Source organism: Mucilaginibacter sp. A5337, assembly GCF_059690695.1.
Window position 1 is genome coordinate 713,241 of the sequence record NZ_JCAWEC010000003.1, and the last position, 23,526, is coordinate 736,766.

The 23,526-nt window shown below is 43.6% G+C and carries 16 protein-coding genes and 1 tRNA gene; 11 read left to right on the forward strand and 6 right to left on the reverse strand.

Going from position 1 to position 23,526, the window contains the following annotated elements; all coding sequences use genetic code 11:
* The first annotated feature begins 11 nt into the window (after positions 1-11).
* The 4 genes from AC59JO_RS13030 to AC59JO_RS13045 all read left to right on the forward strand — a co-directional run bounded on the left by AC59JO_RS13030 (position 12) and on the right by AC59JO_RS13045 (position 7,563).
* Positions 12-1,871 carry a RagB/SusD family nutrient uptake outer membrane protein gene (locus AC59JO_RS13030; protein WP_413666618.1) on the forward strand — a complete coding sequence of 620 codons (1,860 nt, stop codon included), beginning with the start codon at positions 12-14 and terminating at the stop codon, positions 1,869-1,871.
* A 34-nt stretch (positions 1,872-1,905) separates the two neighbouring features.
* Complete coding sequence (locus tag AC59JO_RS13035) at positions 1,906-4,743, forward strand: SusC/RagA family TonB-linked outer membrane protein (protein WP_497305771.1); 2,838 nt, start codon at positions 1,906-1,908, stop codon at positions 4,741-4,743.
* A gap of 24 nt (positions 4,744-4,767) precedes the next feature.
* Complete coding sequence (locus AC59JO_RS13040; protein ID WP_497305773.1) at positions 4,768-6,453, forward strand: RagB/SusD family nutrient uptake outer membrane protein; 1,686 nt, start codon at positions 4,768-4,770, stop codon at positions 6,451-6,453.
* Positions 6,454-6,531: 78 nt separating this feature from the next.
* Positions 6,532-7,563 carry a DUF1735 domain-containing protein gene (locus AC59JO_RS13045; protein WP_497305775.1) on the forward strand — a complete coding sequence of 344 codons (1,032 nt, stop codon included), beginning with the start codon at positions 6,532-6,534 and terminating at the stop codon, positions 7,561-7,563.
* Between the two features lie 235 nt (positions 7,564-7,798).
* Here the strand turns inward: AC59JO_RS13045 and AC59JO_RS13050 are convergent, their stop codons facing one another.
* Entirely contained in the window at positions 7,799-9,169 is a 1,371-nt protein-coding gene (locus AC59JO_RS13050) for a ligand-binding sensor domain-containing protein (RefSeq protein WP_497305777.1), read from the reverse strand.
* Positions 9,170-9,516: 347 nt separating this feature from the next.
* On the opposite strand from AC59JO_RS13050, the gene AC59JO_RS13055 reads away from it, so the two are divergent.
* The 4 genes from AC59JO_RS13055 (at position 9,517) to AC59JO_RS13070 (ending at position 12,527) form a co-directional block, all read left to right on the forward strand.
* Positions 9,517-10,566 carry a sensor histidine kinase gene (locus AC59JO_RS13055; protein ID WP_413666623.1) on the forward strand — a complete coding sequence of 350 codons (1,050 nt, stop codon included), beginning with the start codon at positions 9,517-9,519 and terminating at the stop codon, positions 10,564-10,566.
* Positions 10,541-11,305, forward strand: coding sequence for a LytR/AlgR family response regulator transcription factor (locus tag AC59JO_RS13060; RefSeq protein WP_497305779.1), 765 nt, complete (start codon positions 10,541-10,543; stop codon positions 11,303-11,305). Before AC59JO_RS13055 ends, AC59JO_RS13060 begins: the two co-directional genes overlap by 26 nt.
* A 286-nt stretch (positions 11,306-11,591) precedes the next feature.
* Entirely contained in the window at positions 11,592-12,173 is a 582-nt protein-coding gene (locus AC59JO_RS13065) for a porin family protein (RefSeq protein WP_497305781.1), read from the forward strand.
* 132 nt (positions 12,174-12,305) lie between these two features.
* Positions 12,306-12,527, forward strand: coding sequence for a DUF6965 family protein (locus AC59JO_RS13070; protein ID WP_112575124.1), 222 nt, complete (start codon positions 12,306-12,308; stop codon positions 12,525-12,527).
* Positions 12,528-12,536: 9 nt separating this feature from the next.
* Here AC59JO_RS13070 and AC59JO_RS13075 read toward each other — a convergent pair whose 3' ends face one another.
* Positions 12,537-14,642 carry an AAA family ATPase gene (locus tag AC59JO_RS13075; RefSeq protein WP_497305784.1) on the reverse strand — a complete coding sequence of 702 codons (2,106 nt, stop codon included), beginning with the start codon at positions 14,640-14,642 and terminating at the stop codon, positions 12,537-12,539.
* Positions 14,643-14,929: 287 nt separating this feature from the next.
* Here AC59JO_RS13075 and AC59JO_RS13080 point away from each other — a divergent pair.
* Positions 14,930-15,002, forward strand: a tRNA-Gly gene (locus AC59JO_RS13080).
* A gap of 36 nt (positions 15,003-15,038) precedes the next feature.
* On the opposite strand, the gene AC59JO_RS13085 is transcribed toward AC59JO_RS13080, so the two are convergent.
* From AC59JO_RS13085 to AC59JO_RS13100, 4 genes are all read right to left on the reverse strand, one after another.
* Entirely contained in the window at positions 15,039-15,839 is an 801-nt protein-coding gene (locus AC59JO_RS13085; RefSeq protein WP_413666627.1) for a helix-turn-helix domain-containing protein, read from the reverse strand.
* Between the two features lie 44 nt (positions 15,840-15,883).
* Positions 15,884-16,249: a hypothetical protein gene (locus tag AC59JO_RS13090; protein WP_497305786.1), complete on the reverse strand. Its 366-nt coding sequence runs from the start codon at positions 16,247-16,249 to the stop codon at positions 15,884-15,886.
* Positions 16,250-16,396: 147 nt separating this feature from the next.
* On the reverse strand, positions 16,397-16,909 hold the full coding sequence (locus tag AC59JO_RS13095) for an SDR family NAD(P)-dependent oxidoreductase (protein ID WP_497305788.1): 513 nt from the start codon (positions 16,907-16,909) through the stop codon (positions 16,397-16,399).
* 537 nt (positions 16,910-17,446) lie between these two features.
* On the reverse strand, positions 17,447-17,833 hold the full coding sequence (locus tag AC59JO_RS13100; protein ID WP_497305790.1) for a VOC family protein: 387 nt from the start codon (positions 17,831-17,833) through the stop codon (positions 17,447-17,449).
* A 235-nt stretch (positions 17,834-18,068) separates the two neighbouring features.
* Here AC59JO_RS13100 and AC59JO_RS13105 point away from each other — a divergent pair, with 235 nt between their 5' ends.
* Positions 18,069-19,181, forward strand: coding sequence for a hypothetical protein (locus AC59JO_RS13105; RefSeq protein ID WP_497305792.1), 1,113 nt, complete (start codon positions 18,069-18,071; stop codon positions 19,179-19,181).
* 340 nt (positions 19,182-19,521) lie between these two features.
* On the forward strand, positions 19,522-23,163 hold the full coding sequence (locus AC59JO_RS13110) for a family 78 glycoside hydrolase catalytic domain (RefSeq protein WP_497305794.1): 3,642 nt from the start codon (positions 19,522-19,524) through the stop codon (positions 23,161-23,163).
* Positions 23,164-23,526: the final 363 nt, after the last annotated feature.

Consider the following 23,526-nt stretch of genomic DNA (forward strand, 5'->3'; position numbering starts at 1 on the left):
AAGATATAGCAATGATGAAAAGAACAAATATTATTTTACTGCTTGTGGCTTGTTTCATAGGCGGTATGCTTTCAACAAGCTGTAAAAAAACTTTTCTTGAAAAGCCTAAAGGTGGTGCGGTAACAGTTGATACCATTTTTGATACCCGCAACCAGGCACAATATGCGGTGGCGCAAATGTATATGTTATGCGTTAGAGGGTATTTTCCAGAAACGTATGATGGTTGCCGTCCCGAAGCGCTTACCGATCAACTTTATATCATCCATCCGGCTTATGACTGGGCTTCAAATACCATTAACACCGGCTCATATATTACCGGTAACATGAGTGCCGATAATAATTGCGATTACGGCTTTGGCCAGGATAACGGCGCCGGTTTTTACTGGCACTATAAGGGCATCAGGCAAGCTAACCTGGTATTGAAAAATATTGATAAGGTAGCCGATGCTGATAACGCATGGAAAACCGACGTTAAAGGCCAGGCTTTGTTTTGCCGTGCTATGCAACACTATGAGTTATTCAGGTATTATGGCGGTGTGCCTATCGTGAACAAAGCCCTTGACGGTACTGTAAAAATAGCTATCCCACGCAGTTCGGTACAATCGGTTGTTGATAGCGTAGTTAAATGGTGTGATCAGGCTGTTGCTATGTTGCCGGCTACCCGCCCGACTGCTGATTTTGGCCGCGTTACCAAATTGGCTGCCATGGCTTTAAAAGCAAGGATATTGCTTTATGCTGCAAGCCCGCTTTACAACACACCTGCCAGTATGAAAGGGGAGGTATCAGGTGCAAGGTTTAATGACAGCCGCGATACGGTATTGGCTTATGCCAGCTATGATAAAGAACGATGGAATAAAGCTGCCAAAGCTGCTAAGGATGTAATAGACAACGCAGCAGCAGGCGGTGTTTCATTATTTAATACCGGTCATCCGCTCACAACCGGCGAAACTTATGCCACCTTAGGCGATTATGAATCGGTATGGAATGTGTTCGCCAACCAGGAACTGATTTTAGTTAATACCTCAAACCAGGTTCCGGGTGCCGGAGGTGGCTGGGGCGATGGTTCGGCCTGGGGCCAGTACCTTTCATCAAAGCTACGTTTGGCGCAGTGGGGCGTTAAAAACAACGTTCCTATTGAGTTCATTCAGCAATATGAAAAAATTGATGGTACCAAATGGACAATGCCTGCAAGCGGTTCAGATTTACCGGTTGATGTTGCAGCCTGGAACCTCGACCCACGTTTTTACCAAACTATTGCTTATGATGGTAAATACTATAGTAGCCAGCGCGGCATTCTTGCCTATTACAAAAAAGGCGACTACAGTACCGATGGTAACCTGGCCAGCAGCGATGCCGGTGTTGATGGTTATGCTACCGAAACCTACAAATTTGTTGCAAGGGTTGATAACATGACCGATAACCATTTTGCATGGCCGGTGTTTCGCCTTGCCGAGTTTTACCTTGGTTATGCTGAAGCGCTTAACGAATACCAGGGCCCAAGCGCAGAAGCTGCAACTTATCTGAACAAGATCAGGCAACGTGCCGGGATGCCTGATAAAAATCCGGCCACTATTGATGCGTTCAGGGACGCGGTTCAGAATGAGGAAACCATTGAGTTTGCTTACGAAGGACATCGCTATAACGACCTGAACCGCTGGTTAAAAGCCAAAACTGTTTTGAATACGGTGTTACACGGTATCCAGACAACTGCCAGGAACGTTGGCGGACAATTAAAACGCACATGGACAACTGTTCCATTTGTTACAAGGGTGTTCCCCGCCAGGTATTACTATGTGCCATTTCCAAGTACCGAAATCAGTTTAAGGTATTTAGGCAATAGTAGCTGGGACGGACAAAATCCAGGTTGGTAATAGGCTTTTACACATTAACAATTAGTGAAGAACAATGAAAAAAGATTATAAAAACTTTTTGGCCTGGATGCTTGCGTTCTGCAGTTTTTCGGCGGCAAACGCCCAAACCGCAGGTACGGCACCAGCCGATACCATAAAAAAAGCAAGCTCTTATAAAGACTTTGTCGACGGGGGCTTAAGGATAGATAAATCATGGCGCAACACCGGCGCAGTTTTTACCCTCTCGGGCGAAGACCTGACCCGTATGACCTCGGGCAACCTGCTTAATACGCTGCAGGGCCGTATCCCCGGTTTAACGGTGGTTACCGGATCAGGCGAGCCCGGTTATGATAACCCTACCTTTTACATGAGAGGTGTAAGCAGCTGGAACCTTCAGGGTAACCAGGTATTGATTTACCTCGATGGTTTCCAGGTTGATATGGGCGCTATTAGCGGCCTTTCGGCTTATGAAATTGAATCGGTTACCTTATTGAAAGATGCGGCTGCACTGACAGTTTACGGATTGGAAGGCGGCTCGGGCGTGTTAAGTATCCGCACTAAAAAAGGTGCTGTGCTGAATAAAACGCAGGTATTTGTAAATGGTAAGTATGGTATACTAAGCCCTATCGACTTGCCTAAGGTGATGGACGCTTATGGTTATACCACAAACTATAACAATGCACTAACTAACGACGGTTTGCCAATTAAATATGCAAATCCTGAGCTGTATAAAGCAGCCAATGATCCTTTTCACCCAAATGTGAACTGGTACGATGAGTTGCTGAAGAAAACTTCGGCTATCCAGGATTACAACTTCGGTTTCCGTGGCGGTAATAACACGGCCAAATTCTTCGTGCTGATGAACTACACCAACTTTGAAGGCTTGTACAAAAACGCCGATGTCATTGACAAGGACTTTGGTACCAATGCCAAATACACCAAGTTAAATCTCAGGGCAAATATCGAGTTGCAACTCGATAAAAACCTGGTGGTAACAGCCAATATCAGTGGTATTACCGAAGATAGGAACACGCCTTCAGGCTTCACGGCTGCCCAGGTGTTCAACAACATTATGGCTATCCCGGCTGCTGCTTTTCCGGTTAAAAACCCTAATGGTACCTGGGGCAACAGCTCGGTATATAAATTTAACCCCATTCAGCTTTTACAGCAAAATGGTGTTTACCAGTCGCATACCCGTAACCTGCAAACCAATTTCAGCTTTGTGCAAAAGCTGGATAAGCTGACCAAAGGTCTCGACCTTAAAGGCGAAGTATCCTTTGCCAACCAGTATGTGGGGATCTACCAGAAACAATTCTCGGTAAACTCTTACGAAATTACCGGTCAGGACGCGCAGGGCAAGGCCATTTATGGTTCAACCCCGGTAACGCCCATCAGCCAGTCGAGCAGCGATGGTGGCGGTGCACACTGGAACCGTACCACAGTAAGGATGGGTTTTGATTACGACCGTACTTTTGGCAAATCAACCTTTACAGGTATGATCCAGGCACGCAGGCAGGGTTATACGCATGATGGTATAGTTTACCAGGTACGTACGCAGGGCATTGCCGGCAATGTAACTTATGATTATGATAAAAAGTACATCGTTGACCTTTCTGGCTCATACAGCGGATCTGCCGATTTTGGCCCCGGTCATCGTTATGGTTGGTTCCCGGCCGTAGGTTTGGGCTGGATAGCTTCAAAGGAAGATTTCCTGAAGGATAATTCAACCATTAACTTCCTGAAGGTTCGTGCGTCATACGGTACTGTTGGTAACATCAATGAAGCTTATCGCTTTTTGTACCAGCAGTTTGCAGTTGGTGCGCCAGGTTGGATCACAGGTACAGGCAATACTGCGCATGGTGGCCTAACTGAAGGCCCTTTTGCTAACCTTGATTTTGCCTGGGAGAAAAAAACAACCCTTAACATTGGGTTAGACTTCACCTTGTGGAAAAACCTTTCGGGTACGTTAGATGTATTTACCGAAAAACGTACTGGCATCCTCGAAATCCCATCATCAGGAGTGCCTGATTATACAGGCTTTAACCTGCAATATGCCAATACCGGCGAGGTACATAACAAAGGGTTGGAAGCATCATTAAAGTATGAGCAAAACGATAATAAATTCAAATATTATGTAGGTGGCTCAGTTGCTTACGCCCGTAACAAAATAGTTAAGCGCTCAGAAAACCCTCAGCCATTTAACTACCTGTATACCCAGGGTTATCCTATCGGCCAGATGAAAGGCCTGGTATATACAGGCTTTTACCAGCAATCGGATTTTGATGCCAGCGGAAACCTTAAACCAGGGATAGTAGCGTCGTCATATACCAATGTTAAACCAGGCGATTTGAAATTCAAAGATCAGGATGGCAACGGTATCATCAACGACTATGACAAAGTGCCGATGAACTATGCGAAACTGCCTGAGATCACTTTAGGCTTTAATCTTGGTTTTAAATATGCAGGTTTTGATTTTGATGCTTACCTGCAGGGTGTACTGCACCGCACTGTTAGCTTGCTTGATGATGCTTATACCTATACACACCCATTTGTATTCAATAATAACATCTCTGAGTTTTCGGCAAATAGCTGGACGCCTCAAAATGCCGCTACTGCTACTTCGCCGCGTTTATCAACGCTTGCAAATCCTAACAATGATCAGCAATCTGATTTCTGGATGCGTAATGGCAATTTCCTGAAACTACGCAGTGTTGAACTGGGATATACTCTGCCTCGGCGTGGGTTTTTAAGAAAGCTTGATGCGGTAAGGGTTTTTGTGAATGGTACCAACCTGTTTACATGGGATAAGATACAGGATCTTGAAGCCGAGCGCCTTTCAATGGGGTATCCTTTAGTAAAAGCAGTAACATTTGGCATGAAAGTGAAATTGTAGTATTAATTATTTGATTACAAGGAAATGAAAAGAAATCGATATATAATAACAATGCTGGCGCTGGGTACGCTGCTTTACTCATCATGTAAACATGACTACCTGGAAGTACAGACCATTAAGGCCGATATTACCACCGATAAGCTATACTCAAATTATACCTATGTACAGCAGCAGATGTGGAATACCTACAGCTACCTGCCCGATGGTTTCGCCAATCTTGATCTGGAAACAGCTACTGATGAAGCGGAAGCTACCAACTCGGTTGAACGGGCACAGCTTTTTAACTACGGTACATGGAACCAATATACTAACCCCGACAATGTTTGGGCTGCTAACTTCGATGGTATCCGTCAGGCAAACCTCTATCTGAAAAACAAGGGTACGGTTGATATCAATTACATTAAAGATAAAATCACATCAACCGATTCAACTACTTATTACAACGCCCGCAATAACGTTAAGTTTATGGAAGGCGAGGCGCTGTTTTTAAAAGCTTACTTTTATTTTGAGTTGGTAAAGCGTTATGGTGGTGTGCCTATTTTTGAGCAGCCGCTTGATTATAATGATCCCAACTCATGGAAAAACGTACAGCGTAACTCGGTTGATGAATGTATCAAATACATTGCTTCATTATGTGATAAGGCTGCTGCTATTATTCCGGCTAACCTTTCGCCGTATTCGTGGTATGATGCCGGCCGGGTTACTAACGGCGCTATCAAAGCGTTAAAAGCAAAAGCATTGCTTTACGGTGCAAGCCCGCTGTTTACCGCAAATGGCTCAAGTACAACCTGGGCACAGGCTGCCGCTGCTGCGCATGATGTTATCGCTTTGGGCAGTTATTCACTTGATGCCAATTATTCAAATTTGTTTGGCGCAAATAACACTACATCGGGCGAGGTGATTTTTTATCGTCGCTACGGTGCAGCGAATGCTATCGAATACAATAATTACCCTATTGTATTTCAAAATAGTAACGGTAACAGCGTAACGCCGGCCGAAAACCTGGTTAGTGATTATGAGGTACTTATTAAATCGGGAAGTACAATCACAGGATCGGTTCCGTTTGATTGGAATAACCCGGCCCATGCCGCTGCTCCATATACTAACCGCGATCCGCGCTTTGCAGCAACTGTAGTATACAATGGAGCATCGTTCAAATCAACTACTATCCAGACTTATTTTGGTGGTAACAGTGGTTTGCCTAAGCAAAATGCTACTAAAACAGGATACTATCTGTCAAAGTGGATTAATCAGTCTGTTGACCTGATCAACAACACAACTACCAATCATGCGTGGGTATATTTCAGGTATGCCGATATTTTGCTAAGCTATGCCGAAGCGATGTTCAATGCTTACGGGCCAGATGCTGATCCGCAGGGCTATGGTATGACAGCTCTGCAGGCGATTAACAAAGTAAGACAACGTGTTCAAATGCCGGCACTTACAGCAGCGCAGTTAAACCAGCAGGCTATTGAACATGAGCGTAATGTTGAGCTTAGTTTTGAAAACAACCGCCTGTGGGATGTACGCAGGTGGAAAAAAGGTGTAAGCTACTTTAGTAAGCCTATAAACCGTATTGATATTACATCTGCCGGTGTTTATACTGTAAAAAAACTGGAAGACAGGGTGTTTACCACTAAAATGGAATGGTACCCTATCCCTCAGTCCGAAATTTCAAAAACAGGCTGGACACAAAATCCGGGCTGGTAAATACAAGCTTTCCATCACCCTCAAAGCGGGGTGATGGGCTGTTAAATGATTTAAATTAATAATGTAAAAAATATTTTCATGAAAATTAATGCATCATTAGTAAAGCTTTCGGTAGCATGCCTGTTGCTGGGAGTTGCAGGTTGCAAACAGGAGCACCTTAATGGGGTGAAGTCAAACCCTGATGTGAAAGTTTACCTGCCCGATTCTGAAAAGCCAAATGGCCTGGTTGATGTAATGGCCGGAAGTTCGCTTAAGGTTGACAGCGCAAAAAGTACGGTGAATTTTTCTATCCCGGTATATCGTGGTGGCGAATCAAATTTTGAAACGTTAACCGTTGATGTAAGTGCCGATAACAGCGCTATTGCCGGTTTAATTACTGCCGGTACATTGCCGGCCAATACCGTAGTACTTGATCCGGCCGATTATACGTTGGACGCTAAGGATACAGTAGCGTTTAATAATAACATCATGAAAGGCAGCATCACACCTAAAATAAAAATTGCCAGCCTTAACAAATATGATGGCAAAGTCGTTGCCCTCGGTGTTAAAATTGCAAATTCGTCAAAACAGGAAGTAAATACCGATATGAACAAGGCTATCATTTACTTCAGTGCAGCAGACCTTATTGACGCTATTACGCCTAAAACCAATTTGATAGATAATACCAAATGGCAAATTTATCACCGTGGTGATGGTGTAACCTTTAAGGTAAATACTGATGGTAGCGTGCTGGCAACCGGTGGTAACTGGGGGCAGCAGGGTATTGTTCAACCTGTGGAAGTAAGGGCGAACAAAAAATATAAAATCGATATGACAGTAGCCGGTTCAGGTGCTACCGATTGCTGGTTTGAGGTTTATGTTGGCCAGGCGGTACCTTCTGAAGCAAGTGATTATGCTGATGGTGGTACCCGCATAGCGCTTAATACCTGGAATGGTTGCGGTAAATCACCTTTCAACGGCTTATTATCATCAATATCATGTGCGGGTAGCGGTAATGTAGTATCATTCCCTACAAGTGGTACTGCTTATGTGTTGATCCGTTCGGGAGGTTCAACGCTGGGCACAACCGGGGTCAAGATCACCAATATTGATTTCAGAAGAGTGAACTAAAATCTCCGAAAAAACAGCCAACCGGTTCTCAATGATAAATTGAGATTTAGTTGATTAGTATATCACTATACTATGAAACGCCCCGGGATGAGATCCGGGGCGTTGTTTTTTAGCCTGTAGATAAAAGTAGTTTTAGCAGACAATAATGATTTGGGTTATCAATGATAAAAAATTATCAAGAAACAAAAAATAGGTGTGGCAAATGAGGAGAAGGGGATAGGCAGTTAATATAACCCTACGCCCCCGCCTTTTTCCTGATCCTTAACAAGCCATTGGCAGTAGTGGCGTAAATAACACCTTTTGAATCCTGTACTATCTGGTAAATGGTAAAGCCAGGCAGCGGCGAGTTGTTGTTGTGGTAGTTTTCCCAGCCATTATTCAGGTCAAACCTGGCAATGCCCGATTCATCTGTGCCCAGCCATAAAACATGCTCAAACTTGTCGTATAACATCGTATTAACATGGTTGGCAGGCATGCCCGAGTTTTTATCGTTATAGTGAAGCCAATTGCCGTTAAACTTTAATACCGCTATGCCTTCTTTATCACTATCGCTTTCGCCGGCTTGCTTTTCGCAATCAACCAGCGAGAAGTAAACATTTCCTTTTTCATCTTCTACCGCGCCCGAAATGGTTGCATTTTTTAGCGGGGTATTATTGAGACTGTTAAATGAGGTAATAACGCTTTTGTCAATCATGATAGTGCCTTTTGAGGTACCTATCCAAAGTCGTTTCTGACTATCTACATAGGCAAAAAGCACATTGCTTGATGGCATTTCGGGCATCGATTTTTTGTTGATTACAACTACTTTGTCTTTCCTTTTTACAACCAAACCGTTTTGTGTAGTAAATAATAACTCACCGTTACGACTGTTCAGTACCTGGTTAACGCCGCCTGCCAAAAACTGTTTAAAGTCGAACAGCTGCCAGCCGCCACTGCCATACATGAATATTTTATTATCGTAATAAACCCATTTGTTGTTATCCCTGTCGATCGTTACCTCTTTGATGTTGGCATCTGACGGAAATGGCGAGTTGTATTCATTAACCGGTATAAACGTTGTTCCTTCAAAGCGGGTCATGCCCTTTTCGGTAGCATACCATAAAAGGTCTGATTGATCCATTGCAGCTGATTTGCTGATGTTATCAACCAAAGGCGAGTTGTATTTTGTCCAGGTTGTAAAATCGTAGTTTTTTAACGACGGATTGGAGTAAGTTACAATCTTATTATAAATTATCGGATCGCCCGGCGGTTTCATCTCGGCAAGGTCCATTCTTTGAACCTGGCCATAAACACCTCCGCTTATAAAACGGAAAATAACGTTTACTGAAGTGGCTACCGGTTTGCCATTTAGTATAGCCGGTTTCCAGATACAGCCATTAAGATAGGTGATCAACTCATTGGTGAGGGCGCTTTTGGTAGCATCGTTATGGCTGAGCACGCAACTAAAACCACGTTCATCAACCAAAACCTGGAACGTTATTGAGCCGGTGGCATCTTTTAAAAGGTAGCGGTTATTGATCCGTGCAGATACAAAATCGATGGCAAGCTGGTCGCAGCTGGCCTTAACATCACCGCAGTCCATGCAATAATTGGTGATATTACACATCTCTACCTTTTGTAAAAAAAGATTTTGAGCCGATAGGGCCGAAGGTAAAATAAAGATAAACAGGCAGATAAATAATATTCTGCGGATTTTAGTTGGGGATAACAATGCCAGCATTACGCTTATAAATAAAAGAAAGCAAACCCGAAACTCCAAGCGAATGATAGTTAAATAATGTTAAACAAAGATACGCATCATAAATGAGGATAATATGAAGCCTTTTGCATTTGAGTGCGTTTGTAACAAAACAATTCCATTAAACCGTTTAAAAGTCTCTTGAGGTTCCTTTTTGCCCGCTTCGGTGGCAAATTGATACAGTGCTTGTTGCCTATTAGTTATCTTTGAGTAATATGCCGTCTCCATTACCAATTAAAAGCCTTATTCGGCTTAACTGGCTGCTTGTATTTACTTTTACCGCGATCATATCGCTGTATTTTATTTTTTTGCTGGACGAGACTCCTATATATAAGGTGTTTTATATGGGTATGACTGCGCTGGGAATAGGCTCAGTAGCTTTTGTAAATGTCAGGATCCTGATTTTGTTGGCACGTAGCTATAGCTTCAAGGGGAAAGCATTTAAACGCTACCGTTATTTTTTTACCTATGCAGCAAGCGCCACTATATACCTGATGCTGGCACCTGCGTTTGATTATTTTGAACATAAAGGTCGGTTATACCCTTTCCCGGTTTTTCTGGTGATATTCTTTATTTCCAGCATCCTTGTTAATACCGTTATTATCCTGCTTCAGGACTTTGTGATTCTACAGGCTGATAAGTCTCATGCAGATCTTGAACTTTCCCAGATCAAAGCCGCTCATGCCGAAGCTACAAACCTGCTTTTAAAACAACAAATTCATCCTCACTTCCTGTTTAACGCGCTTAACACACTCAAGGCACTTTACCGGAAAGATCCAGGTGCCGGGGATAATTATATTGTTCACCTGGCTAACTTTCTCAGGGCTTCTGTTTATAATCATGCTGCAAAGACCTCGAGCCTTGCAGATGAGCTGGCCTTGTTGCTTGATTACCTCGAAATGCAAAAAATCAGGTTTGGTTCGGCATTAAATTGTAATATTGACTTACCGCTCAATCTATTGAATGATCATTACCTGCCATCCTTTTCATTACAGCCCCTTCTGGAAAACGCGATCAAGCATAATGAGCTAACCCAACAGTCGCCGCTTGTTGTAAACATTTTTTGTTCGGAAGAGAGGATAATTGTATCCAATACGCTTAAGAAGAAAAATCTTAACGTAACTTCAACTCACCATGGGCTTGCAAACCTTGCCGAACGGTACAACCTGTTATCGGGCGATGAAGTTATAATCAGTGAAAGTAAAGACACATTTTCCGTAAGTATCAAATTGTTAAATGATGAATATAGCGATCATAGAGGATGAGCCTGTAGTAGCCGATGACCTGGAACTGAGTATAACACAACTGATCAGTGAACCGGTAACTGTAGTACAGCTTCATTCTGTAAAAGAAGCCGTTTCTTATTTTGCGGGAGGTAACGGGGTGGATCTGATATTCAGTGATATTCAACTGGGAGACGGGTTGAGTTTCGAGATATTTGCTGCAATACCTATTGATGTTCCTGTGATTTTTTGTACAGCATACGATGAATATGCGTTGGATGCATTTAAGGCAAACGGAATAGATTATATCTTAAAACCGTTTACAACGCAAACGCTTCAGCAGGCGCTGGAACGTTACGGGCAGCTGAAAAAAGTATTTCAAACACCTCAGCCACCGCAGTATGAAGTGCTTATGGAACTGCTGACCAAAAAGGAAACCACCAAGCCTTCTTCGGTATTAGTTTATCACCAGGATAAGATCATTCCTATAAAATTAGATGATATCGCATTGATCCACCTTTCAAACGAAGTTTCGCATTTATTAACCTTTTCAGGTAAGGTCTTTTATCCTAACAAAAATTTAGATGAACTGGAAAAAACATGTGGAAGCTACTTTTTCAGGGCTAACCGTCAGTTTTTAATTAGCAGGAAAGCTATTATTGATGTTTCCAGTTTTTTTTCCCGCAAACTGTCTCTCAACCTCAACATTACATTCAGCGAAAGGATTGTGGTAAGCAAAGGCAAGGCTTCCCAATTTCTTGCCTGGCTGGCAAAAGCCTGATAAATGAAAGCCGAACGCAAAATGCATAAAGCTAAAAGCTAATTGATTGATTTTTAATTAGTGTTAGTCGGTTTAGTTGTGTTTATTGATAGGCGCAATGCAATGCCTTACTTTATCGTGTTGCCGCCGTAACAGATCTGCCGATTTTTTCCGCTTCCGGCGCCAGTTTGCCCGCTTCGATTACCTTTTCCTTTCCCGGGCCGCTTCATAGGCCCACCTTTGCGCTAAATAAAACAAATGCGCTTTCGGGCCGCAACAATTATCTCAAATATTGAAATTAAAATTTATGAAAAAGCTACTCATCATCTTTACTTGTTTAATCCTGGTATCAACTAAAGGTTTCAGTCAGGGCATCCTCTCACGCCTCGAGTTTGGGCTTAAAGCAGGCGCCAATTATAGCAACTTTACCAATGCCAGTTTTCCTACTGATCCGTTGGTAGGCTTTCATGCAGGTGCTACTGTTGCGTTTAAATTCACCGATAATTTCTTAGTACAGGAGGAGTTTTTATTCTCATCACAGGGTACAAAAATTAAGGGCGGCTCACTTGGCGATCAAAACCTTAAACTTTCCTATATCTCAGTTCCATTTTTGTTGAAATACCGTGCTAACTCAGGGCTTTATATTGAGGCAGGTCCGCAGGTAGGTATGAAAGCCAAAGAAGATGTTTCGGGATTAAGTGCCGGGGATTTTGCCAAGAAACTGGATCTGGCGGCAGCCGGAGGTATCGGATACCAGTCAAAACTGGGGCTTGGTATTGGTGTAAGATATATTTACGGCCTCTCAAAAGTTGGCGACTTTAATATCTCCAACATCAACAACGATTTTAAAAATAATAACGTTCAGGCCAGTTTATTTTACGTGTTTTAAACAGCCGGGAGGTATTAACGGAATTAAAACAATTGAGCGGTTAGCTTTAAGCTTTATGCATTCTGCTTTCAGCTTTTTATTTAAGCTCGAATGCCTGGTATGAAAATGCCGGGCTTTTTTTACTTTTGCGTCATGAGCTACGAAGAATTGAGTGAATACTTTAGTAATGTTACGTTACCCCAGGAATTAAGGTTAGACCGCGCTACAACTCAGCTCCATGTTGCCGATTTTGTTAAGCAATTATTGAAAAACATGAAAAACTATCCTGATAACTGGCGTCACCAATACCAGTTAATGAGGATCAAACACGCACTTGAAAACCCCTACAACGGTCCGGAAATTCCGAGGTTTTAGATATTGTGTTTAGGAAAACAAGTCGTTTTCACCTAAATAACTCCTGATCATTTTTAAAATAGGTTCACCCAGATCGGTTGCTTTGGCATCGCCAAAACTTTTTAACTGCGAAAGCTGGTTTAATGACCGTGGCAGTTTCGAAGTAATGTCCCGAAGCATATTTTCAGACACCAGCGTATGTTCGGGGATTTTACGTTCGAGGCTGGTTGCTTTACGCCAGTTGAGTAATTGCTTGTAAAGTTCGGGGTTAACAATTTCCTTTTCTTTTGGTAATGCTTTAGGGTTCCAGTTTTTATATACCGGTTTGTAACTTATCCCGGCCTCCTGTACCGACGATAAAACATCTCTGCCTGATGTGGCAATAGGCAGCCGTATAAAGGCTGCCGTTTTTGCTTTCAGGTTAACCAATAAGTGGTTTAGGCTATCGTAAAATTCGGCAGGAGGGTTGGTGTTGTTTATAGCAGTATAAAAACTGTTAATAGCTTCTGAAAAAGCATTTAATTTAGGCAGAAAATAGTTGGCGGCATTTTTTAGCCTGCCTATAAAAGGCGCATTGTTCCAGATAAGCTGATCATCAGGTAAAGCGCCCAGTTCCTTTCGGATAAAACGGTCGCCGATAGTTTTAATTTCAGTTTCCCAGCTGTGATCGGTTTTGTTGATGTTTTCGGATAATGGGCTATTTTTAATCGCCCCGCTCAGCATGATGGTTTTAAGTTGTTTCCATGCACCTGTAAGCATCGAAAAATCAAAGATATCCTTCATCTCTTCCAGTGCTATTTGCCGGATGGTGCTCTCCAGCAGATTTTCATCAGGCGTGGAGATAGCCGCATTTTGCATAAAGCTGATGATCTCCGGATCGGTACGGATATTTTCGGGGCGTACAGGCGATTTCAGGATCATGCCCTCAAGTGAGCGGCAACGGCTTAAAGCCACATAAGCCTGTCCGAAAGCAAAGGCTGCATCGACGTCAATAACCGCTTTTTCAAATGTAAGCCCCTGGCTTTTGTGTATGGTAATGGCCCAGGCCAGTCGCAGCGGATACTGGCTGAACGATCCGTTGTTTTGTTCGTTTACCTTTTGCTCATCTTCGGCCAGGGCATATTTTACGTTTTGCCAGCTTTCGGGGATCACCTCAAACTCCGATCCGTCGTCAAGAAAACTCAAGCGGATATTGCCCGGCCCCATAGCAACTACGCGCCCTGTACGGCCATTATAATATTGTTTTTTGCCCGAGCTGTCATTTTTGATAAACATTACCTGTGCACCAACTTTTAATACTAACTCTTCTTCGGCGGGATATGCCTCTTTCGGGAAATCACCCGTAACCGTTGCTTTAAAAGTTTGCGCTTCGCCATCAAGCTCAGTCAATCGCTGCTGGTTAATTTCATTAACGAGTTGGTTATGGGTAGATAGGGTTACGTAATCCTTAAGCCAGTTGGCATTTAAGTTAGGGTTATAATGGGCATTAAGTTTGTCGAGCATTTCGCCGTTGGCATACCCATTCCTGATACTATTGAGTATCTCTACAAAAGCGGGGTCTTTCTGGCGATAAACCTGGGTGAGCTCAAAAGTTAATACCGGAAATTTTTGAAATGCAAGGCTATCAAAAAAATAAGGCCCCTTGTAAAAATTTCTGAGCACGGGCCAGTCCTTTTCATAAACCGGGGGGAGCTGAAACAAATCGCCGATCATCAATAATTGTACACCGCCAAAAGGCCGTGCCGATCCTTTAACCTGCCGTAATACGGTATCAATATAATCAAGTGTATCGGCCCGCACCATACTGATCTCATCAATAATGAGCAGGTCGAGGCACTTTAATATGTTTGATTTTTCGAGGCTAACCTGTCTTAGCAGCGTGTTGTGACTGTTATGATCAGTTACGGGCACCTGCGGCCCGAAAGGTACCTGGAAAAAAGAATGGATAGTTACGCCGCCGGCGTTGATAGCTGCTACGGCGGTAGGGGCTACAACAGCCAGGTTTTTGGTAACGTTTGCCCTGATCCAGCGCAGGAAAGTGGTTTTACCGGTGCCCGCCTTGCCGGTTAAAAATATTGGCCGGTTAGTATTTTCAATAAATTTAAGTACCAGTTCATGAAAAGGCTCCAACACCATACGCTTGCTATTTTATTATTGTTTTCCGGATCAGGAAACATTTTCAAATTTAATGATTAGGTATGAGAGTGGGGATTTGGGTTATCAACAGTGTTAAATAGGAAGCGCTTTCTTTCTTTTTTAGCTTTTTTGAATGCACTTTTTTATCAAAATCAAAAATGTTTGATCAAATGTTGAATTTTAGTCCATGTAAATATTTGATTAAAAGCATGTTAATTTTAATGTGCAAAAACTTGAAAAAATATTTTGCACGCATATACATGATTTATATCTTTGCGGCCACCAACGCGAAAGTAGCTCAGTTGGTAGAGCACGACCTTGCCAAGGTCGGGGTCGCGAGTTCGAATCTCGTCTTTCGCTCAAAAGCCTTTCTCCGAAAAGAGAAAGGCTTTTTTGTTATATGCCCGTTGGCGAATAACTGAAATGCTTTTTAAAAGCATAAGTGAAATGGGATAGGTTTTCAAAGCCAACCTCCGCATATACATCCGAAGGTTTCCTGTTTTGCTCCCTGATGCGATAATGCGCAAGTTCCAGTCGTTTTTGAGTTAACCATTTTTGCGGAGTAGTGTCAAAGCTTTTCTTAAAATCCCTTTTAAAAGTGGTTAGGCTACGCCCCGTTAAGTAGCCAAACTTTTCCATGGGCATATTGAACATGAAATTCCGCTCCATAAAATTAGTCAGATCAATTTTACCCGGTTCCTGGAAATTGGCCAGTATACCATCTATATCGCTGTCAATTATTCTCAGAATATTGATTGCCTCTTCAATTTTTAATGATGCGAGATTTTCAGGCAATCCATCCTTCAGATCAAAATAAGGAATTAATGATGCCAGGCAGCTTTCCAACAACGGGTGCTTACCGAAGTTTCGAATCCCGGGCGAATGCTGCAGACGTGCTTTAGGGGGATTTTTAGCATAAAACTCCTTTAACATAGGCATGGTAAGGTGCATAGCCACGGTTTTATGTGGCAAACCGTCTTTCGGATAATTAATAACCGTGGTTAATTGATTTCGGGGGATCAGGAAAATATCTCCTGCACCAAAAATATGTATCGAATCGGCCTGCACTATTTTTGTTTCGCCCGAAATAAACCAGATCAGCATATGGTGTTCAAAAAGTACTTCGGTACGGAATGGCTTATCTTCAAAGTGCGATAGTTTAATATCCGGGCTTAAATAGTGCGTTTTAAATTCCATGGTTCATCAAATGCTGCCAGTTAACAATAAAGCTACAACGGATCTTAGTTTGCTGCAAATTTTACGCCCGTCATTTCTTCGCTTAGTGCCCATAGTTTTTTTGCGTTTCCCTCGTCAACAGCATATGGTTTTACACCACGCAGAGTTAGCGGATCATCATATTTATGTTCAATGTCTCCAAAATCTAAATCAGCCACATCTGCGTTTTCGCAATAAACACCTCCGATATGATCAAGCTGCGGACTGGTGGCACACCAGGCCGAAGTTGCTGCACCCTGCTCTACGGTTTTAAGTCTGGCTGCCACTTCCGGAAAGATATTGCCATCGGCATCAAACATGCCCATTTGCTGAAACAACTCTACCGAGGCGGCCCTGCCAAGATCAGTACCATTTACAGAACCGGGATGCAAGGAGTAGGAGCGAACACCGAAATCTTTACCGCGATGGTCAAGTTCTACCGTAAAAAGATTGTTGGCTGTTTTAGATTGGCCATAGGCCGACAGCGTTTCATAATGGCGGTGAAGAAAATTTGGATCATCAAAATTAAAAGGTGCGATCTAGTGGCCGTATGAAGATACGTTAATTACCCTTGCGCCATAGGCTTTTTTTAGAGCAGGCCAAAGGAGTGCAGTAAGTTGAAAATGCCCCAGGTGATTAGTTGCCAGTTGGGATTCGTGGCCTCTTACGTCGCGCTGAAGGGGCACCCACATAATGCCCGCATTATTGATGAGGATATGCAACGGTTCGGCAGTTTTGAGAAAGTCGACCGCAAAGGTGTCGATAGAAGCGGGATCCATCAGGTCCATCGCTTTAATCATCACGTTGGGTACGCCTGTAAGATTCGTGGCTGCTTTGTTAATATCACGTGCCGGTACAATAACTTTTGCCCCAGCCAATATCAGCGTTTTTACGGTTTCCAGGCCAATACCTGCATAGCCGCCTGTTACTATGGCTGTTTTGCCGGTAAGGTTAATGTCCTTTATAACATCGGTAGTAGTGGATAGGGCTGTAAATCCAGATCCCAGCGGCTTTTGCAGTGCACCGTTATAATTATCTTTTATTTGTTCCATTTTTTTATGTTTTAATGAAACAAAAGTATAGGCAGTTATCTACAACGGTTTTGTTTTAAAGGTCGATGTTTTTTGTTTTAAAGACCATTTTTTAATGTTGACCGATATGTAACAAAGTGGATACAATAAGATCGGTGAAGAAGGCGTGATAGGAGAGTGTCTTGGTTAGGGTGAATTCTTCCCCGGTTCGGGAAAGTTTATGTACGCCTATTAACCCGTTAGCAGGTATAAATGTGATGTTTTGAGGTATGATCTTCACGAGAACGTTTTGCGGTAACTATACCAGCGAATAACCTTCAGTAGCTCTTCTTCTGAAATGTTATCGCCGTCTGTTGGCTGAAAAGCCATTTCTTTATCCAGTATAGTGGCCCGTAAGGGTTGTGGAGAGCCTGGATTTGTTTGTGTTTCCGGTTCGAAAACGCAGACGTAACTCCCTGAACCAGGGATTAAGATTACGTCGACCCCGTCAATGGAGTTCAGTAAATAATTTTGATCCATACTTTATCCCGGCAAAAAGTGTTCCGGTTAGCGGCTGCACTAACGCGGTCGGCCAAAGAATAAAATATATCCGTCAGTATCTTCCAGTTCAAATCCACGTAAACCATCGTGGGTATCTTGTAGCGGGATAGTGAAAGTAGCACCCCGCGATTCAAATTCGGCGGCCAGTATATCCGGGTTAGGAACACTGACATAAGCATCCCAACGGGCATCCGCGGCGCGTTTACGGTTGGGATGGGGATCTGCGTTTACAGCTTTGAGGAAAATCATCGCCCCATCGCGCTGTACAATGGCGAAAAAAGGATCATCGGCGGGCTCTTTAAAAACTGCTTCAAAACCAAGTTTTTCGCTATAAAAGGCAAGCGCTACTGTAACGTCGCGAACGATGAAGAATGGTGCAATGCCGGCGATGGATGGCTGATTCATGCGTTAAATATTGAGGTTGCTGATATAAAGGTATGAAGCCAGTTGCGGATAAGCAATTTGGGAGATTTTAGTTTTACGGGGGCTTGTCTATCAGGAATAGCTTATTGTCGGTTATCTCCTGGCCCTGGTCGATTCATCCTCTAAAAATCAGGTAGTTCAGTATATTTGTTTATAGGGAAAATCATTTCTTATGACCGAAACCAATATTAACCTGTTTCTCCAATCTGCTAATCCTATGAAGAAAATCGCGCACCGCCAAACTTTAAAAGCTATAAAATTGAGCTCGTTTAAATTGCTTGCTGTAAGTTTCTTATGGATACCGATAGTTTTTACCGCGACCCAATGCCAGGCACAGGCTACGCCTAAGCGGTCGTTGCTTGCACTTTCAAAAAGTGATCATACCCTGGCGATCATTGACCCGGTTACGCTGAAGGTTATCGCGATTGCTCCGGTAGGTTCCGATCCTCATGAGGTTATTGCCTCCGCCGATGGAAAAACCGCTTATGTTTCTATTTACGGCGGCGGAAGCTTGCATGAGTTGAGCGTAGTTGATCTTGTGGCGCAAAAAGCGCTGCCTGCTGTTGATACTAAACCATTGATGGGGCCGCACGGGCTAACATTTGCGGGAGGAAAAGTTTGGTTCTCGGCCGAGGGGGCTAAAGCGGTTGGCCGTTACGACCCTGCTACCGGTAAATTTGACTGGGCCATGGGAACGGGCCAGAACAGAACGCATATGATTTATGTAACCAATGACGGGAAAAAGGTTTACACCACAAACGTTTCGTCGGCAACTGTAAGTATTTTGGAAGATAGCCTTATGAAGCCGATGGGGCCTCCGGGCGGAGGGGCTCCTCCTGCGGGCACAGCACCTCCGCCCGGATTTGCACCTCCGGCACGTCATGACTGGATACAGACAGTTATCCCGGTAGCCAAAGGCTCCGAGGGTTTTGATGTTTCGCCTGATGGTCGTGAACTATGGACTGCAGGTGCAGAGGACGGCAATATTTCAATCATCGATATCGCCGCCAAAAAGGTAACTACTACAATTGATGCGAAGGTTGTGGGTGCCAACAGGCTTCAATTTACACCGGATGGTAAGCGCGTATTGGTTACCAGCCTCCGCACTGGCGACCTGTTTATTTTCGATGCGGTATCACACCAGGAGTTGAAACGTATAAATACCGGCCACGGCGCGGCTGGTATCCTGGTTGATGATGACGGATCCCGTGCATTCATTGGCTGTACCGGCGATAATTATGTGGCGGTGATCGATCTCAACAAATTGGAAGTGACCGGGCATATTGAGATACGCGGGGCTGATGGTTTGGCCTGGGCGGTTAGGCGATAGCAGGCTATATCAATTCATATTGAAAATGGGTAATGCTTTGACTCCGATACAAGAGTGAATTTTAGTATCGGAGTCGAGCCATAAAATATCCGGGATCATCAAAATTGATAACTAAGCCCGCCCTGAAATTAAAATGAGTTTTGATTATAAGCGATGTTATCTACGCGGTCATTAAGTTTCGCAAACCACTCAAACGGTACTTTCTGATCCATATTAAATGTTTTTGGGGCATTTTTGAAAATAATTGATACTGATATATCAATGGGGTAGGTACAGGACAGTTATGCGCTATTTAATACGCATATTGCTTTATCCAATTATTTTTACTGTAAACCCAATTATGACAAAAAATCGCGCCCCGATAGCCAAACCGGCTGTTCTGATTTTATTACTGCTATTTTCATTCATACAAATTAACCTTTACGGCGCTGTAAAGGCCCCCCGGATAGTTAACCTGCAGGTGGAATATACAGATCATCCTATCGGTATTGATGTTAAACTGCCGCGGTTTAGCTGGCAGATGCTCACGCCCGAAGGTGTAAGAGGATATACGCAGGTTGCTTATCAGATCACTGTAAAAGATCCGCAGGGAAAAATAGTATGGAACAGCAATAAAATAAAAAGCGGAGCTGCCGTGGCTGTGGTTTATGCAGGTTCATCGCTTAAATCAGCAACCCGCTATAACTGGACGGTAAATGTATGGGATCAGACGGGAGGTGTTTCATCCGCAGGTTCATGGTTTGAAACAGGGTTGATGAATACCGGCATGTCGGCCTGGGATGGTGCGCAGTGGATTGGGGGAGGGGATAACGACCTGGTGCTGTATGCCCATTATTTGCCGCTGTATGACCTAAAATATAAAGTAGCAATTGCTCCCGGTAGTTCAAAGGCAAGTATTGTTTTCGCCGCAAATGATCCTCGTTTGATGGATAGCAACCGGAACGTTTTCCAGCTTGCCAATAAAAAGAACCAGTCGTACTTTAAGGTTGAGCTGGATATTTCAGGTTTAGAGCAGGGAGGTAATGCACGGATCAATGTATACAGGGCCGGGTATTCGGAAAAAGATACATTGGGTAAAGTATTTAAAAGCTTCCCGGTAAAAGCCGACCTGATTGGTAACGGTAACAAAAATAAACCGCATACTATCCTCATCCATAACGAGTTTGGTACGCTTAGGTTTACCGTTGATGATGATAAAACATTTTTAGCCGATGAAAAAAATGGGACAGCGGTAGCCCGCCCGGTACCGGCAAACCGCGGAGCGGTAATAACGCTTAACCCGCTTGGCCCGGGAGGAGATGTTGTATCTTATGGAATGTTAGGTGAAATAGGCTTTTCGGCAGATCAGAACCAGAAAGCTGAATTCTCTGATCTTACGGTTTCCAACGTAAGGTCGCCGCGGAGTACTTTATTTAGCGAAAAACCTGATGAAAATAACTACAGCGGAATTTTTAAAGAAGCCATTGCCACTCCATCATCAGGATTGGCTATAAAAGATGGAAAATATGAAGTGAGCGGCGGGAGTGCCGGGGCATTTATCCTTGCCGATCCCAGCCATAACGCTATGCCCATGCTGCGCTCGGTGTTTAATGCCGATAAAAGTATTTCGCAAGCCAGGCTTTACGTAACTGCAAGGGGGATTTATGAAATCTATCTTAACGGCAAACGGGTTGGTAACGATTATTATAACCCGGGCCTTACCCAATACAACAAAACCCACCTTTACCAAACTTACGATGTAACCGGTATGGTTAGTAAGGGGAAAAATGCCATCGGCGCTATGCTTGGTGAAGGCTGGTGGAGTGGTTTGCTGAGTTATGGCAATGTCTGGAACCATTTTGGCGACAGGCAAGCTTTACTCGCCAAACTGGTAATCACTTATACCGATGGTTCGGAGGAGGTGATCAAAACCAATGATAAAAGCTGGAAATATTTTAATCATGGCCCTATTGTTTATAGTAGCCTGGATATGGGCGAGGTTGATGATGCCACGCGTGAAGCCGCAGTTAAAGGCTGGAATACAGTAGCCTATGATGATCACAACTGGCAAAAAGCGCAGGAAGTATCATTAAAAGGAACAACATATACGGGTGATGACGTTGACTACTTCGGAAAAAAGATCCCGCTTGATTTTGATCATATTTCGATGATCGGGCAGATTGGAACCTCGGCAGGAATTTATAAAACGCTGACTGCAAAAGGTGTAAAGGAAGTTAGGAAAGGTGTTTATGTATATGACATGGGGCAAAACTTTGTAGGTGTGCCTAAGATCAGCATTAAAAATGGCATCGCCGGAAAAAAACTAACCCTGCGTTATGCCGAGATCCTTTACCCTAACCTGAAGGAATCCGGTAAAAATGTAGGTATGATCATGACCGAAAATTACCGTGCGGCCCTGAGCCAGGATATTTATATTATGAAGGACGGCGACCAGGTAATCCAGCCGCATTTTACATCGCATGGTTATCAGTATATAGAAATTACCGGTATCGATAGCCCGCTGCCTCTTGATGATGTGCAGGGCTTGGCAATCAGCTCGGTAAAGAAACTTACGGCCGATTATGCAACTTCTAACCCGAAGGTGAACAAACTATGGTCGAACCTAACATGGTCAAACATCGATAACTTTTTGACCATACCAACAGATTGCCCTCAAAGGAATGAGCGGATGGGCTGGTCGGGCGATATCAGTATATTTTCGCGCACTGCCACTTATGTATCTAATGCAGATCAGTTTTTGCGAAGGCATATGCTGGCCATGCGCAACCTGCAAACCGAGCAGGGCAGGTTTACCGACATTGCACCTGTTGGCGGTGGCTTTGGCGGTGTGATTTGGGGGAGTGCCGGGATTACCGTAGCCTGGGAATCTTATCTGCAATATAATGATGTAGCCCTGCTTGCTGAACATTATGATGCCATGAGCAAGTATATGGACTACGTGGACTCAACCATCGACCCCGAAACAGGTTTTAGCAAGGATGGGGTGCTTGGCGATTGGCTTGGCCCCCAGTATATGCAGCTGGGTACTGCTTTCCCGGTTACGGCCTATCATGTTTATGATTTGGGCATCATGGCAAAGGTTGCCGGCGTTTTAGGCAAAAAAGATGACGCCGAAAAATTCAGGAAAAAATATGAAGAGCGAAAAGCTTTCTTCAATAAAACATTTGTTAACGCCGGTAAAAAGGCGGTTGGCCTCATTGGAGGCGGAATGTTTGGCGAACCGGGCAAGAAAGAGTTTAAGGTTTCGGATACGCAAACTGCCTATGCAACAGGTCTGGCACTGGGTGTATTCAGTGACGAAAACGTCAGTTATATGGCCAAAAACCTGCAAGCTGCTGTTGAACGTGAAAATAAAGATGACCAGGGCATTGTCCGTCCGGCTTATTCGCTTATGACCGGTTTTGTAGGTACCGGCGGTATCAGTAAAGCGCTTTCAGATTACGGGTATTCAGACGTGGCTTATAAACTACTACAGAATGAACATTACCCTTCATGGTTATATGCAATTGATCAGGGTGCAACAACTATCTGGGAAAGGTTGAACGGCTATACTGTAGAGAATGGATTTGGTGGAAATAACAGCATGAACTCATTTAACCATTATTCATTTGGTGCTATAGGCCAGTGGCTGATTGCTTATTCTATCGGGATCCAGCGCGATGAACCCGGGTTTAAGAAATTTATTTTGCAGCCAGAGCCAGATCCGACAGGTAAGATGACCTGGGCCAAAGGATCATATGATTCGCCATATGGCCGTATAAACAGTGGTTGGTCGGTAAGCGGAAAAAGGTTAACCTACAATGCTACTGTTCCGGCAAATACAACCGCTACCCTGTTTTTGCCCACAACCAACGCTAAACAGGTAACGGAGGGCGGCAAACCTGTGGCTGGTGTAAAAGGCGTCAGCTTTATCAGGTTTGAAGGAAACAAAGCTGTTTATCGTTTAGTATCCGGATCTTATCGGTTTAAAGCAAACTTGTAATGCTGTGCGGGAATATTTTTGGAAGTATTGATTCGCGTATCCTCAAAGTCTCTCGCTGATTTAAGTTTACCCACAAAATCTAAATACGCGCTAAGCAATGGTTGGAAAGCAAGTTTACGATTACGAGACTCCGCTGGAGTCCAATATCTCTTTAAATTTTGTCTATAAACACGTGGCCTCTCTGAGGCCGCCTGGCACGTCAGTTATATTCATTATGTTATAAATATTACCGGCCCCATCGGGGCCACGTGTTTATAGTGCTAAAAGAATACATTTTTTGGCTCCGTAGGTGCCTCGTGTTGAAATTGCAGGTTGGTGAATTTTGTGTGGGTTAACTTAAACTCGCATAGGACCCTGATGGGA

Excerpts from the sequence above, each read along its gene's own strand:
- AC59JO_RS13030 (WP_413666618.1), top strand. The coding sequence starts at position 12 with ATGATGAAAAGAACAAATATTATTTTACTGCTTGTGGCTTGTTTCATA.
- AC59JO_RS13035 (WP_497305771.1), top strand. The coding sequence starts at position 1,906 with ATGAAAAAAGATTATAAAAACTTTTTGGCCTGGATGCTTGCGTTCTGC.
- AC59JO_RS13040 (WP_497305773.1), top strand. The coding sequence starts at position 4,768 with ATGAAAAGAAATCGATATATAATAACAATGCTGGCGCTGGGTACGCTG.
- AC59JO_RS13045 (WP_497305775.1), top strand. The coding sequence starts at position 6,532 with ATGAAAATTAATGCATCATTAGTAAAGCTTTCGGTAGCATGCCTGTTG.
- AC59JO_RS13050 (WP_497305777.1), bottom strand. The coding sequence starts at position 9,169 with ATGTGTAATATCACCAATTATTGCATGGACTGCGGTGATGTTAAGGCC.
- AC59JO_RS13055 (WP_413666623.1), top strand. The coding sequence starts at position 9,517 with ATGCCGTCTCCATTACCAATTAAAAGCCTTATTCGGCTTAACTGGCTG.
- AC59JO_RS13060 (WP_497305779.1), top strand. The coding sequence starts at position 10,541 with ATGAATATAGCGATCATAGAGGATGAGCCTGTAGTAGCCGATGACCTG.
- AC59JO_RS13065 (WP_497305781.1), top strand. The coding sequence starts at position 11,592 with ATGAAAAAGCTACTCATCATCTTTACTTGTTTAATCCTGGTATCAACT.
- AC59JO_RS13070 (WP_112575124.1), top strand. The coding sequence starts at position 12,306 with ATGAGCTACGAAGAATTGAGTGAATACTTTAGTAATGTTACGTTACCC.
- AC59JO_RS13075 (WP_497305784.1), bottom strand. The coding sequence starts at position 14,642 with ATGGTGTTGGAGCCTTTTCATGAACTGGTACTTAAATTTATTGAAAAT.
- AC59JO_RS13085 (WP_413666627.1), bottom strand. The coding sequence starts at position 15,839 with ATGGAATTTAAAACGCACTATTTAAGCCCGGATATTAAACTATCGCAC.
- AC59JO_RS13095 (WP_497305788.1), bottom strand. The coding sequence starts at position 16,909 with ATGGAACAAATAAAAGATAATTATAACGGTGCACTGCAAAAGCCGCTG.
- AC59JO_RS13100 (WP_497305790.1), bottom strand. The coding sequence starts at position 17,833 with ATGAATCAGCCATCCATCGCCGGCATTGCACCATTCTTCATCGTTCGC.
- AC59JO_RS13105 (WP_497305792.1), top strand. The coding sequence starts at position 18,069 with ATGAAGAAAATCGCGCACCGCCAAACTTTAAAAGCTATAAAATTGAGC.
- AC59JO_RS13110 (WP_497305794.1), top strand. The coding sequence starts at position 19,522 with ATGACAAAAAATCGCGCCCCGATAGCCAAACCGGCTGTTCTGATTTTA.